Origin of the sequence: Subtercola sp. PAMC28395 (assembly GCF_018889995.1) — a bacterium.
In the GTDB taxonomy this organism is placed as follows: domain Bacteria; phylum Actinomycetota; class Actinomycetes; order Actinomycetales; family Microbacteriaceae; genus Subtercola.
The window spans coordinates 2,654,529-2,668,302 of record NZ_CP076547.1; the positions used below are offsets into that span (position 1 = coordinate 2,654,529).

The window sequence follows — 13,774 nt, forward strand, 5'->3', positions numbered from 1 at the left end:
ATGAAACGAGCCTAATGCTCCCCCTCGGTCACTCCGCGTGAATGGCGCGTCGATCGGCCTCGAGTTGCATGAGCTCCCGTTGAAGGGAGCGGTACTGCTCCGGAGCACCCACTGCGTCTGTGCGCTGAAGCTGCCCGAGCACTTCTTCTTTTCTCCGTACCAGGTGGCGTTCGACCAGTGACGAGGTGACGCGCCTCAGGTAGACATCGAGTTCGCGCTCTGGCCGTTCGGGGATCGGAGCTACCGCGAGCTGTTCCACCAGGGTGGTGAACTGTGGGGGCACGCGCCCCACGATCGTCGCCACCCAGTCCGGCCGCTCGTAGTCATCGATCGACACGGCGATGGCATCGCGCACCGCGGCGAGCGGTTCGCTGTTGAAGCCGACGAGGGATGCCCGTGCGAGCAGTTCCCGACCCACAGACTTCGGGTACTGGAGCATAGCCATGAGCGCATCGCGTTCGAGCCTCACCTGGGTGGTGCCAGGCAGCTGCGTCAGCGAGAAAGCGGATACCGGGGAAGCTGTCGAGTCTGAGGCCGTTGCCAGCTGTCGGGAAGCGTTCTCGGAGCGGGACGAACTCTCTGAACGGGAAGAAGCCGGCGTATCTGGCGAACTGCGCCTGCTTGCCTCAACGGCCCGCGAGACCTCCGCGACGTCGATTCCCAGCAGTCTCGCCAGTTCCCGGGTGTAGCCGGGGCGGAGCGCTGGGTCGCGAATGTCGGCGACCACAGGTGCTGCGTCGCGCAGGGCGCCTGCCCGGCCTTCTACGGTGTTGAGGTCGTAGTTAGAGAGCTTCTGCCTGATGACGAACTCGAACATCGGTTTCTTCGACGAAATCAGGCGCCGAACGGCGTCGTCGCCCTTGTTCAGCCTCAGATCGCAGGGGTCGAGCCCATCGGGGGCGACGGCGACGTACGTCTGGGCCGCGAACCGCTGTTCTTCGCTGAAGGCACGGAGGGCGGCCTTCTGGCCTGCAGCGTCGGGGTCGAAGGTGAAGACCACCTCACCCAACCCGGCGGTGTCGTCACCAAGAATGCGCCGGATCATCTTGATGTGGTCGACACCGAATGCCGTTCCACACGTAGCGACTGCCGTCGTCACACCGGCGAGGTGACACGCCATGACGTCGGTGTAGCCCTCTACAACGACGACCTGCCGCCCGCGCGCGATGTCGCGCTTGGCGAGGTCCAGACCGTAGAGCACCTGCGACTTGTGGTAGACCGGCGTCTCGGGTGTGTTGAGATACTTCGGGCCCTTGTCATCGTCGAAGAGCCGCCGGGCGCCGAAACCCACGGTCTGGCCGGTCTGGTCGCGAATGGGCCAGACCAGGCGGCCCCGGAAGCGGTCGTAGCTGCCACGCTCCCCTGTGCTCGTGAGCCCTGCAGCACTGAGTTCGTCGTTCGTGAACCCTCGGGTTCGAAGGTGCTTGCCGAGGTTGTCCCATCCCTGCGGCGCGTAGCCGACGCCGAAACGCTCTGCCGCTGAAGCGTCGAACCCCCGCTCGCCGAGAAAGCGACGGCCTTCATCGGCACCGTCGGTCATGAGCTGCTCGATGAACCACTCCCTGGCGGCTTCGTTCGCGGCCAGGAGCCTTGCCCTGTTGCTGTGATCGCTGGCCTGGCCGCCGTCTTCGTAGTGGAGTTCGAAGCCGATACCGGAGGCGAGTCGTTCCACCGCTTCACTGAAGGTGACATGGTCCATCTTCTGGAGGAAGGTGAAGACGTCACCCCCCTCACCGCAACCGAAGCAATGGTAGTAGCCCACCTGGGGGCGCACGTGAAAGCTCGGTGACCGCTCATCGTGAAACGGGCAGAGCCCCTTCATGGAGCCGACCCCGGCACTCTTGAGCGTGACGAACTCGCCGACGACATCGGCGATGTTGATGCGCGAACGAACCTCGTCGATGTCGGCGCGCCGGATGAGCCCGGCCATCAGATGAGCCCGGCCATCAGTTGAGCCCGGCCATCAGTGCCCAGGCGATTCAGCCCGGCGCTGGCTCGCCAGCGCCGGTGAAAGATCGAAGGGTGCTGCCGGTGCGAGGAGTCGCCGGTGCCAGGCCAGAGCCGACTGGTCGGTGAGGCTCGCCACCTGGTCGACGATCACCCGCTTTCTCGCGGCGTCTGAAGCTGCATCACGCCAGTCGCCGACGAACGCCGGCTCGAGGTTCTGGTCGCCGCTTGCATGAAGGAGCTCGGCGAGTTCGACCAGCAGGGCACGCTGGGTGCGGTAGATCGGCTTGCGTTTGGAACTCGACATCACGAAAGCGGCGACGATACCTTTCAGAACGGCGATCTCGACCTCGACACTGCGGGGAACCACCACGTTCGCGCCGAACCGGATCAGCTGGGCTCCGGGGTACGCCTCGCGGGTTGCCTGGGTTGCTGCACCCGCGAACCTCCCGATCAGCTGGCTGGTCAGATTCTTGAGCTTCGCCTGTGCGACCCGGCCGCCGTCCCACTCGTCGACCCAGACGTCGAGGGAGTCGAGCCTGTCGAATGCGGCAATCAGTTCTTCATAGCGGAACGATCCGCCAACCCACGATTGCATGCTGGTCACCAGCTCTTCGTGATTGACCCGGGAACCCAGTGCCGACACATCGATGTAACCGTTCAGTACGGCATCTTCGAAGTCGTGCACCGAATAGGCGATGTCGTCGGAGAGATCCATCACCTGCGCCTCGATGCAGAGCACTCTCGGGGGTGCCTCCTCGCGGAGCCACTCGAAGACCGCCCTGTCGTCGGCATAGACCCCGAACTTCTGCCGACCGCTCGCGTCACTGACCGCGTCATCGCTCGCCCACGGATACTTGCAGCTGGCGTCGAGGGATGCCCGGGTGAGGTTCAGCCCTTGACTCTCACCGTTCGGCCCCACGACTTTGGGCTCGAGTCGGGTGAGAATGCGCAGGCTTTGGGCGTTGCCTTCGAACCCGCCGATGTCTGCCGCCCATTCGGAGAGCGCCCGCTCGCCGTTGTGGCCGAAGGGCGGATGCCCGAGGTCGTGCGCGAGGCACGCCGTGTCGACCACATCTGGGTCGAGGCCGAGGCTCGACGCGAGCTCACGCCCGACCTGGGCGACCTCGAGGGAGTGGGTCAGCCGGTTGCGGGCGAAATCGAGGTCGGCCGTGGGGCTGAGTACCTGGGTCTTCGCGGCAAGACGACGAAGGGCGCCGGAGTGCAGGAGCCTGGCCCTGTCCCTGGCGAAATCGCTTCGCCTGCTGTAGTGCTCCTCGGGTAGAGGTCGCTCGGTGTCGTGGAGCGAATATCCCTCGACCGCGTCGCCGACTACCGTGGCTGCCTGCACGGTGTCAGCCACCACTGTGCTCCAATTCGGCACCGGCGAGCTCGGCGAGGCCCGGTGTGTCGAGCGAGCGTGACTCGAGCCACTTGTTCGGAAGTGCAGGGCGCTTGGGGCGACCGGCGCGACCGCGAGGCCCTTCGGCGTCGACGCCGGGATAGGGCAGGCTGCCGTCGAGGGTTGCGAGCAGGTCATCCATCTCCGACAGGCTCGTGACCATGGCCAGTGCCGTTCGAATTTCGTGACCCACCGGATAGCCCTTGAAGTACCACGCGACGTGCTTGCGGATGTCGCGGCACGCCCGCTCCTCGCCATCGTAGAACTCGGTCAGGAGCTCCGCGTGGCGGCGCAGAGCCCGCGCGACATCGCCGAGGGGTGGCTGCACGCGGGAGGCCAGGGACTCGGCTTCGGTGATCTCGCCGGCGCGAGCCCGAAAGGCTGCGGTGAGATCGGCGAACAACCATGGCCTGCCGAGGCACCCTCTGCCGACGACCACGCCGTCGCACCCTGTCTCGTCGACCATGCGGAGCGCGTCGTCGGCCGACCAGATGTCACCGTTGCCAAGCACAGGGATGCTGGTGATCGTCTCTTTGAGCTTGCTGATGGCCGACCAGTCCGCGTGACCAGAATAGAAGTCCGCGGCCGTGCGGGCATGCAGGGCAATCGAGGCGACACCGGCACCCTCTGCGGCGCGGGCCGCTTCGAGATACGTCAGGTGATCGTCATCGATGCCCTTGCGCATTTTGACCGTGACCGGAATGTCACCGGCAGCGGTGACAGCCGCTTCGACGATTCCGCGGAAGAGATCGCTCTTCCAGGGCAAGGCCGCGCCCCCGCCCCGGCGTGTGACCTTCGGTACAGGGCACCCGAAGTTCATGTCGATGTGATCGGCGCGGTTCTCTGCCACCAGCATGGTGACCGCCTCGCCCATCGTCTTGGGGTCGACGCCGTACAACTGGATGGACCTGATGGTCTCTGAAGGGTGGTGGGTGATGAGTCGCATCGACTCTGGCGTGCGTTCGACGAGGGCACGGCTCGTGATCATCTCGCTGACGAAGAGGCCCGTGCCGTACTCGCGGCAGAGTCGCCGGTACGCGGTATTCGTGACGCCGGCCATCGGGGCGAGCACAACGGGCACGTCCAGTTCGATCGGGCCGATTGTGAACCCCGGGGTGCGGGTGAGAGTGGGAAGGGAAGACATTGCTTCAATTCTCCCAGAGTTTCGGGCAGGCCACGCCGTTTTGCGTGGCCATGTGCAGAGACCCCTACAGGGTGTGTCCGGTGGAGGAATTCTCGTCGTCGATCTCCGGCACCGTGCAGACACCATCGATGCCGCAGGCCGCTGACCCGGTGGTGTCGCCCAGAAGCCGGAAGAGGGTGGAGGCCGATCCGATGCGTCGCAACGAGCCGCCGGCGTCAACGCCGGGCAGGGCCGCGACCGACGGCACTGCTGGGGATGCGGTGGCAGGTCGACTCTCCGTCATCGAGACACCCCGGCATCGGCCGCCCCCGCCGCGACGTCGACGAGGCCGGTATCCCGGCGTTCTTCGGCCAGCTGTGCGAAGACCTGGGCAAATGCCGACTCCTCCTGGGCGCCCGAGACACCGTACTTGGAGTCGAAGACGAAGAACGGCACACCCTGGATCCCGAACTCCACGGCCTGGGCCTGGTCGGCCCTCACCTCTGCGAGGAACTCGTTGCTCTGCAGGGACCGAAGCGCGTCGGCGCGATCGAGCCCGATTTCGGCAGCGAGGTCGGCGAGGTCTTCGTCGCGCCCCACGTGACGGCCCTCCTCGAAATATGCCTTCAGCAGGCGCTCCTTCGCTTCGAGCTGCACGCCGTGCGCCTTGGCATAGTGAATCAGCTGGTGGGCCTTCACCGTATTCGTGTGCTGAAGAGCGTCATAGTCGTAGTGCAGTCCGACACTCTCGGCGATACTGGTGACGCGCTCGAGCATGCCCTCGACCTGGGCTGGAGCCAGACCCTTGTGCCCGGCAAGAAAGTCCACTTCACTGCCTTCGAAGTCAACCGGCGTGTCTGGCGAGAGTTCGAAGCTGTGGTACTCGATCTCGATCGGAAGGGCAGCGCCCTCACCTGCAGACGCCGCGTATTCGGCGATTCCACCCTCGAGTCGCCGCTTGCCGATGTAGCACCAGGGGCAGGCGATATCAGACCAGACGTCGACTTTGATAGCTTCACTCATGCACAGGGCAACGACACGGCCGCGCGTGGTATTCCCGGGCATCCGCTTAGATGGATTCATGACGCAAAGCGCTACGGAACGGGTCGACCACGATGCACGCGCACGGGGTCTCGCCGTCGAGGTCGTCGAACGCCCACCGGCGAACAGCCTCGAGGAGGCTGCCTCGCTGCTGGGCCTTCTGCCCTCTGACGTGGTCAAGTCGCTGGTCGTGAAACGCCATGACGGCGACTACCTGTTCGCTCTGGTGCCGGGCGATCGCCAGATCAGCTGGTCGAAACTCCGAGCCCTGCTGGGCGTCAACAAGCTCTCTCTGCCGTCGCCTGAGCGCGCCTTCGAGGCAACAGGCTACGAGCGCGGCACCATCACCCCGCTCGGCAGCGCCACCCTGCTGCCCGTCATCGCAGACGAACGGATGCTCGGCAAACGCATCGCGCTCGGCGCCGGAGCCCACGGCCACAGCCTGCTCGTCGACGCCGACGCACTGCTGGCGTCATTCGATGCCACTGTCGCCGACATTACAGACCCCCTGCAGCCCCGCTCGAGTTCAAGACCCTAGGTCGACTCTCCCGAAGGTGCAGGGAATTCGCGATTCGCTTGCACCTTCGGGAAAGTCGATGGGGACCGGGGCAGCACGAGAAGGTGGTGCGGGTGGGTGGGACGGTGGATGAGGCTACGGTTTCGGGGCGTCTACCGCACCACCGAAACGGCGGGAGCGTCCGGCGTAGTGGTCGATGGCCTCCCACAGGTCGGTGCGGGAGAAGTCCGGCCACAGTCGGTCGAGAAACACCATCTCGGCATAGGCCGACTGCCAGAGCATGAAATTGCTGGTGCGCTGCTCCCCTGAGCTGCGCACGAACAGGTCCACGTCGGGGAGGTCTGGAACGTAGAGGTGGCGCTGGATCACCTTCTCTGAGATGCCTCCGGGCTTCAGCCGCCCGGCGGCGACCTCTGCGGCAATGGCCTGCACAGCATCCGTCAGCTCGTTCCTGCCACCGTAGTTGACGCACATGGTGAGAGTGAGGGTGGTGTTTGCTTCTGTCAGGCGTTCGGCGAACTGCAGTTCGTTGATGACGGAAGCCCAGAGCCTGGGTCTGCGGCCGGCCCAGCGCACGCGCACTCCCCACTCGTTGAGCTGGTCGCGGCGACGGTGCAGCACTTCGCGGTTGAAGCCCATCAGGAATCGCACCTCATCGGGCGAGCGCTTCCAGTTCTCGGTGGAGAAGGCATAGACACTGAGGTGTTTCACGCCGATCTGGATGGCGCCGGCCACAACATCGAGCAGCGACGCTTCGCCTGCCTTGTGACCCTCGACCCTGGTGAGTCCGCGGGCATTGGCCCAGCGCCCATTGCCGTCCATCACGATGGCGACGTGAGCTGGCACCTGCGACCGCGGAATCTCGGGCGGGTAGACACCTGTGTAGTCGAGCGGCCGGAATTCGGCCGCGAGGGGGGAGGTCTTCTGCACACGGCTCATGAGATTTCAGGCTTTCGTTCGTGGATCACGCTGGTCGACCAGCACCGTGGGGCTGCTCAGGCGTGCGAGTTGCGCCTCTCGCAGGGTATGGATGGTCGAATTCGAGCGGTCCACATGCTGGAGCGATTTCAGCCCCCGTTCAAGGTGCCACTGGGTGTAGGCGGCGACGATACCACTCGCCTGCGAACGGACACGTTCTGCGGCGGAGTCTGCGGTTGCCCAGTCACCGGTGAGCAGGGCGCTCAAAAGGCCCAGCGTGGCCTGGTCGAGTCTGGGAGTGCCGGGAGGGGCGAGTTCGTCGCTCACCACCCCGCCGAGCTGAACGACGAAGGCCGAATGCGGGCCCGGCGCACCGGAGACAGCGCAATCGGAGAAACTCGGCGCCCAGCCCGCCATCGACAACGCCCTGAGCAGATAGGAGTCGAGCGTGAGGCTCGAACCGTGCTCCCCGCGGGCCAGCGAACGGAGGGCGCCCACAAGGAGGAGGTACTGCTGTTGGGTGGCATCGGCTTCTGTGAGCTTGTCGGCGGTCTCGACCATTGCGCTTGCCGCGGTGTAGCTGGCGTAGTCGGCCGAGATCTCCGCACCGTACGAGGCGATGGTCTCGGCCTGCGTGATGGTGTCGAGCGTTCGGCCCTCGAAGAACTGCACGTCGGCCACCATGAACGGCTCGAGGCGTGCGCCGAATTTGGACGCCGTTCGGCGCACACCCTTGGCGACAGCACGGATCTTGCCATTCTGTCGCGAGAGCATGGTGACGATGCGGTCGGCTTCGCCCAGCTTGTGGGTACGAAGCACGACCACGTCGTCTCGGTAGAGGGGCACAGTCAATTATCGGTCATGCACCGCACACCGGCCGGAAGCAGGGCCGCACGCCCGTGTCCCCGGACGGTCGGCCTGCCAGCCACTCAACGCGCCAGAGGGTCAGACAGCCGCGAGCTGGCGATCGCGACCAGTCACACGGATGGCGCGGTTGACGGCCGAGACGACAGCTTTCAGCGAAGCCGTCGAGATGTCCGCGTCGATTCCGACGCCCCAATAGGTGACACCTTCGACCTGGCACTCGACGTAGGCCGCGGCCAGGGCGTCTCCCCCGGCGCTCAGCGCATGTTCGACGTAGTCGAACACCCGGACTTCGACACCCTCTGTACCGAGTACGTCGAGGAACGCAGCAATCGGGCCGTTGCCCGAACCGACGATCTCGCGCGTCTCCTCACCGACCCGCAGGTCGACGGTGAGCGAGGTCGTGCCGTTCAGATCGCTCGATGTGCTCGTGCGAGTGAGTTCGAACCGGCCCCATTTGTCTTCTGACCTGGAGGCCGGAGCCGGAAGGTACTCGTCCTGGAAGATCGACCAGATCTCGTCACTGGTGACCTCGCCGCCCTCGGCATCGGTCTTGGCCTGCACGACACCGCTGAATTCGATCTGCAGGCGACGGGGAAGGTCGAGCGCATGGTCGTTCTTGAGCAGGTAGGCGACCCCACCCTTGCCTGACTGCGAGTTCACCCTGATGACGGCTTCATAGCTGCGACCGAGGTCTTTGGGGTCGATGGGCAGGTACGGCACAGCCCAGAGAAGCGAATCGACGTGCACCCCCTGCGCGGCCGCATCGGCCTCCATCGCTTCGAAGCCCTTCTTGATCGCGTCTTGGTGGGAGCCACTGAAAGCGGTGTAGACCAGGTCACCTGCCCAGGGGCTGCGCTCGTGCACCTTGAGCTGGTTGCAGTACTCGGCGGTGCGGCGCACCCCGTCGAGGTCGCTGAAGTCGATCTGCGGGTCGATGCCCTGGGTGAACAGGTTGATGCCCAACGCGACGAGATCGACGTTTCCCGTGCGCTCACCGTTGCCGAAGAGGCACCCCTCGATGCGGTCGGCGCCGGCCATGTAGCCGAGCTCGGCGGCGGCGACAGCCGTGCCGCGGTCGTTGTGCGGGTGCAGCGAGATGATCACGTTCTCACGGTGGTTCAGGTTGCGGGACATCCACTCGATCGAATCGGCGTAGACGTTCGGCGTCGCCATTTCGACGGTCGACGGCAGGTTGACGATCACCTTGCGTTCGGCGGTCGGCTCGAGAATCTCCAGCACCTGGTTCGTGATGTCGAGAGCGAAGTCGAGTTCGGTTCCCGTGTAGCTCTCTGGCGAGTACTCGTAGTACACGGTCGTTCCGGGAATCGTCTTCTCGTATTCGCGGCACAGCCTCGCGCCTTCGAGTGCCAGGTCGACGATGCCCTGCTTGTCGCTTCTGAACACGACATCACGCTGCAGGATGCTCGTGGAGTTGTAGAGGTGGACGATCGCCTGCTTCGCGCCGGTGATCGACTCGTAGGTGCGCTCGATCAGATGTTCCCTGGCCTGCGTCAGAACCTGGATCGTGACATCGGCCGGAATGGCGTCTTCGTCGATGAGGCTGCGAACGAAATCGAAGTCGGTCTGGCTTGCGCTCGGAAACCCGACCTCGATCTCCTTGTACCCCATGCGCACCAGCAGGTCGAACATGATGCGCTTGCGCTCGGGGTTCATCGGGTCGATGAGCGACTGGTTGCCGTCGCGCAGGTCGACCGCGCACCAGCGCGGGGCCTCGGTGATGACGGTGGACGGCCAGGTGCGATCAGGCAGATCGACGGCGAACGTCTCGGTGTACGGGCGGTACTTGTGGATCGGCATTGCCGATGCGGTCTGATGATTCTTCACGGGTTCTTCTCCTGCGGTTCAGCGTATGGGGGAGGGCCAACGACAAACTCCGCGACGAGGGAGCCCTGTTAGCGCTCGTCGCGGCAGCTAAGAAGGAGCAGACCGAAAGACACCCTTTCAGGGTAGCACTATGCCGAGCGACTGAGGAAGCCGAGAGCATGCCGTGCTGAAAAAGTGGGCACGTAGGCGCGCGTCAATGCGACGCCGACCGCCGGTAACGACAGCGGGTCGGCGTACGCCAGGTACAGCGGAACGTTCCGGGGCCGGAATTTCTGCTTGAACACGAGCAGTGAGCGAAAACCGTAGATCGGTTCGAGCGCCCGGCCCAACACTCCCAATACCGCTGCGCGGGCCCCCTCCTGCCCGGCCCCAGCTGATTCGGTGTGCGCAAGCGGTGCCGCCGACAAGCTCACGAACTCCAGCCCCGCGTCGCGGGCAGCCAGCACCGTCTCGGCGATCGTGAACTCCATGATCCCGTTCATGGCGCCCTGGCGGCGCCGCATGAAGTCCAGTGTCCAGCCGATGACCTGCCTGTCGCGGTAGGTGGGGAGCCAGCTCGTCACAGCGAGAATCGTTCCTGAGTCGTCGAAGGCAAGCATGAGCTTCACCTCGGGGTCGGTCAGCTCATCGACCCCGCCGAGTGTGAAGCCCATCTCGGGCAGATCCTTCTCCGCGATCCAGCCTTCCGAGATGTCCCTGATCTGGGCGATCTGCGGCAGTGTCAGGTTGTGGTACGCGGTCAATTCCGCTCGTACTCCGGTCTTCACCGCCTTGTTTATCGACGTACGGATGTCCTGCATCTTCTTGCCCTGCAACGAGAAGGCCCGAGGATCGATGGTCGCCTCTTCGGCTATCTGCAGCAGCGACCACCGCAACTCGTCGAAAACGGGTTGCATGTCTGCCGAGACGACGTAGAACACCGGCGTCCAGCCGTGGTTGGTGCAGAAGACGGTGAATTCCCGAATCGCGGCGGCCCGATCATCCGGGTCGCCCAGAGGTTCACCGAGGGCGATCGCCACACCGTTCACGACCCGGTAGGCGACTGCAGAGGTACGACCTTCAGAGAACCAGTAGTGGTTCCCGGGCCAGGTCGCCATCCATGACAACGAGCCGCGGCCACCGCGGTGCAGAAGCGATCGGATGATCGCATTGGCGTTTGCGGCAGAACCGAGCCGAACGTGCGAGATCGACAGAATCGCGGCGACGATGACGCTGAACCAGAAGGCCGGGCCGACCCAGCCGTACACGAAGCGGGCTGCGTCACCGACGGGAAAGACATCGACCCGCTCGAGGGAGAGGAAACCGACCGGCATGAAGCGCTCCGGCAGGTCGGTCAGGAGGTCGGAGAGAGAGACGACCGGATCGAACTGGCCACGGAACATCAGTGCGAGGGCGAGGTACACAAGCGAAATGACGATGAAGGCGACGCCGACACCCAGGAAGAAGCGGGGGGTTGCTCCTTCAGAGAACTCCGTCGGGAAGATGCGCAGGTTGAAGACGAGTACGGCGGCGATGACCAGGGGCAGCGCAATGGAGATGATCACGGAGATGCTGTACTGGTCGAACTGCCCGTTGGAGAGGTCGAAGAAGGTGTTGGTCCCCACCGCAGGCAGAACGCCGTAGTAGGCGATTCCCAGCACCGACAGGAAGACGTTCACGCTCACGGCCAGCCAGAGCGCGACACGGCGGCCGCGGAGGATGCCGATCGCCGAGATCACCAGCACTACAAGCGGAAGAACGGTGACGAGCACGGGGCCGGGGCCGTCGAGCCTGGCCAGCGAGAACGAATCCGCGCAGGCATCGCTGTAGCCGACCGCAGCACAGTCGTCCACCCCGGCGACTGAGCCGAGGGTGTCTCGAAAGAGCAGCCCCAGTGGCTGCAGCGGGCCGAAACCACTCGGCGTGATGATGGTGATGAGGGGGCCGACTGCCGTGATCGCGACCAGGGCGGCGAGCAGCGATCGGCGTTCCCGATGCGAACTGCGCGTCAGGTTCAGCCGTGTCACCGGCATACGGTTCAGGCGCCGGTTCCAGAGGGACCCGATTATGAGACCGGCGAGTGCGGCGATCACCCGGTAGAGGTCTCGCGGCTCACCGGAGTACAGAACGAACATGAGGAGACCGGCGAAACCCAGCAGCCGGATACGGCGCCGCAGAAGCGGGCCGGTGAAGGCGCTCGCGGCCATGATCGTGCCGACGATCGGGATCACGGGGTCGATGGTGGCCTGCGAACGCACCTGCTCCGCGGCGATCAGACCGAGCCAGAGACCGATTCCCTCGACGAGCACGCCCAGGATTCCGCCGAGGATGGCGACGCTCAGGTAGACGATGACCGTTCGCCAGGTTCCCATCAGGCGTTCAGCCGCACCGAGCACCACCAGGATCAGCGGCAGCAGTACGACGATGTGCAGGGCTCTGGCCCCGATGAGCACCGAGGTCACTGGCGCGAACCAGTGATGCTGGGTGACCACCGAGTCGAAGCTCTGCGACAGCACCCCGTCGAGAATCCGGTAGAGCGACGCATGGAAGACCAGCTGCAGCACGCTCACTACCGTCGCGACACCAGCGATGGTCCAGGTGAATGGAATGGACGAAGCCCAACGGCCGAGCCAGGAGATGAATCGCCGAAGTCGTCGCCTCGCCAGGCCCGGTGACGAGGCAGAGGGCGCCACGGTGGGGCGAGGAGCCAGAGATACCGTCATGATCAGAGCCCCCAGTGAGCGGAGAGTTCGGCGAACCCACGACCGAAAGCATACGTCGCTGTCGTGTAGTCGTGGGCGCTGTCCGGGGCTTCGAAATAGGAAACGGTCATGCCGGCAGCGCGGGCAGCGCCAGACAGCACGAGTGAATCGGGCTGGTAGATCGTGTCGTTCTGGCCCGCCGAGAAGACAGCGAAAGTCGAATACGGTGCCCGAGCCTTCAGAATGGCCTCGGGCAGCGCAGCGAGATAGGCGGCCCGACTACCCGCGAACCCGGAGTCGATGGTCTCCTGTTCATCGCCGTTGGCCGGTACCAGCTCCCCCGACACGTCCAGAATTGCCCCGAAGAGTTCCGGATGCCCGGCTCCGAGCTGGATCGAGCAGGTACCGCCCTGTGAGAATCCGGCAATACCCCACTCCGGCCCGGGGGCAGCGACCGGAAGCGAGGACCTGATCCAGTTCACGACGTCGACGGTGAGATATGTTGCCGAGTTGCCCAGGGCGCCGTCGACGCACATCGGATTGTTCTGCGCGTCACCGAGCTGGTCGGGTGAGACCACGATCGGCGCGAGGCCCGCATGCGCCTGGGCGAGGGCGTCGAGGGTCTCGATCAGGTGCCCGGAGACCAGCGGGTCGGAGGGCTGCCCGGGTTGGCCCGACAGGGTGATGACGACCGGCAGCACAGGAGGAACGGCGGTCAGCGCAGCCGGTGGCAGATACACGAGTGCCTTTCTCGCAACGAATCCAGAAACCGTGGCCGGGATGGCGACCGATGCGACAACACCTTTCGTCGGCATTCCCTGGGGTGCCGACCAACTCGCCGACAACGGCGAGGAGTAGTCGTGGGATGCGCCGATGACAGGCAGCGAGACCGAATCGTAGGGGCTCACACCGAGCAGCGAGTTGAGAGTGGGGTACGTGCCGAAGTCGATGTTGATACCGACGGCGCCTGTGACGAGAAACAGGAAGACAGCACAGAGGCCGAGTGCCTTGCGGTACCACCTAGATCGCCAGAATGAACACAGCGCCAGAGCGACACCGGCGAACGTGCCGGCAATCCAGAGCCGGGTCGCGAACGAGAAGTCGACACCGACGACGTTCAGCACGTCGTCTGTGAGCCAGGTCGCGGCCGCGCCGACCAGGGCCCCTGCGCCGGCCGCCACGGCAAGAGCTGTCGAATACGAACGCCTCGGCCACCGCGGCCCCGGTCTGACGAGAACGAGAAAGAGGAGGAGCGCCACGGATGCTGAGCACAGAGCGATGACGAGCGGACCCTCGATCATGCTCATGGTTCCCCATGAGCCCATGTTCACCCTCACTCGCTGCCCCAGCAATGCAGCACCCAGTGTGCCCTGACACTCTGAACGTTTGCCATGCGACGCCTGTTCGTAATCTCAGGTCATAATCCGTCGGAC

11 protein-coding genes are annotated in these 13,774 nt (G+C 64.8%); 1 reads left to right on the plus strand and 10 read right to left on the minus strand.

The features are described from left to right. Positions 1-28: 28 nt before the first annotated feature. The 5 genes from dnaG to KPL76_RS12215 form a co-directional block, all read right to left on the minus strand. Complete coding sequence (gene dnaG / locus KPL76_RS12195; protein ID WP_216333778.1) at positions 29-1,930, minus strand: DNA primase; 1,902 nt, start codon at positions 1,928-1,930, stop codon at positions 29-31. A 33-nt stretch (positions 1,931-1,963) separates the two neighbouring features. Further along, positions 1,964-3,313, minus strand: a complete 1,350-nt coding sequence (locus KPL76_RS12200; RefSeq protein ID WP_371733899.1) for a deoxyguanosinetriphosphate triphosphohydrolase — start codon at positions 3,311-3,313, stop codon at positions 1,964-1,966. Next, positions 3,303-4,493 (minus strand): tRNA dihydrouridine synthase DusB, encoded by a 1,191-nt coding sequence (gene dusB / locus KPL76_RS12205; RefSeq protein WP_216333779.1) that lies wholly within the window; start codon positions 4,491-4,493, stop codon positions 3,303-3,305. Before dusB ends, KPL76_RS12200 begins: the two co-directional genes overlap by 11 nt. Before the next feature lie 64 nt (positions 4,494-4,557). Next, positions 4,558-4,776 (minus strand): hypothetical protein, encoded by a 219-nt coding sequence (locus tag KPL76_RS12210; protein WP_216333780.1) that lies wholly within the window; start codon positions 4,774-4,776, stop codon positions 4,558-4,560. After that, on the minus strand, positions 4,773-5,495 hold the full coding sequence (locus tag KPL76_RS12215) for a DsbA family protein (RefSeq protein WP_216333781.1): 723 nt from the start codon (positions 5,493-5,495) through the stop codon (positions 4,773-4,775). The genes KPL76_RS12210 and KPL76_RS12215 overlap by 4 nt, the downstream gene beginning before the upstream one ends. A 58-nt stretch (positions 5,496-5,553) precedes the next feature. On the opposite strand from KPL76_RS12215, the gene KPL76_RS12220 reads away from it, so the two are divergent. Beyond that, positions 5,554-6,051, plus strand: coding sequence for an aminoacyl-tRNA deacylase (locus KPL76_RS12220; protein WP_216333782.1), 498 nt, complete (start codon positions 5,554-5,556; stop codon positions 6,049-6,051). Between the two features lie 114 nt (positions 6,052-6,165). Here the strand turns inward: KPL76_RS12220 and KPL76_RS12225 are convergent, their stop codons facing one another. The 5 genes from KPL76_RS12225 to KPL76_RS12245 all read right to left on the minus strand — a co-directional run bounded on the left by KPL76_RS12225 (position 6,166) and on the right by KPL76_RS12245 (position 13,648). Next, positions 6,166-6,969 (minus strand): isoprenyl transferase, encoded by an 804-nt coding sequence (locus KPL76_RS12225; RefSeq protein WP_216333783.1) that lies wholly within the window; start codon positions 6,967-6,969, stop codon positions 6,166-6,168. Between the two features lie 6 nt (positions 6,970-6,975). Further along, the gene (gene recO / locus KPL76_RS12230; RefSeq protein ID WP_216333784.1) at positions 6,976-7,794 is read right to left on the minus strand and encodes a DNA repair protein RecO; all 819 of its coding nucleotides are present in this window, start codon (positions 7,792-7,794) and stop codon (positions 6,976-6,978) included. 99 nt (positions 7,795-7,893) lie between these two features. Continuing rightward, positions 7,894-9,660, minus strand: a complete 1,767-nt coding sequence (leuA, locus tag KPL76_RS12235) for a 2-isopropylmalate synthase (protein WP_216333785.1) — start codon at positions 9,658-9,660, stop codon at positions 7,894-7,896. Positions 9,661-9,788: 128 nt separating this feature from the next. Beyond that, complete coding sequence (locus tag KPL76_RS12240) at positions 9,789-12,362, minus strand: bifunctional lysylphosphatidylglycerol flippase/synthetase MprF (RefSeq protein ID WP_216333786.1); 2,574 nt, start codon at positions 12,360-12,362, stop codon at positions 9,789-9,791. Between the two features lie 2 nt (positions 12,363-12,364). Then, a complete protein-coding gene (locus KPL76_RS12245) occupies positions 12,365-13,648 on the minus strand; it encodes an esterase family protein (RefSeq protein WP_216333787.1) in 1,284 nt (427 codons plus the stop codon). Positions 13,649-13,774: the final 126 nt, after the last annotated feature.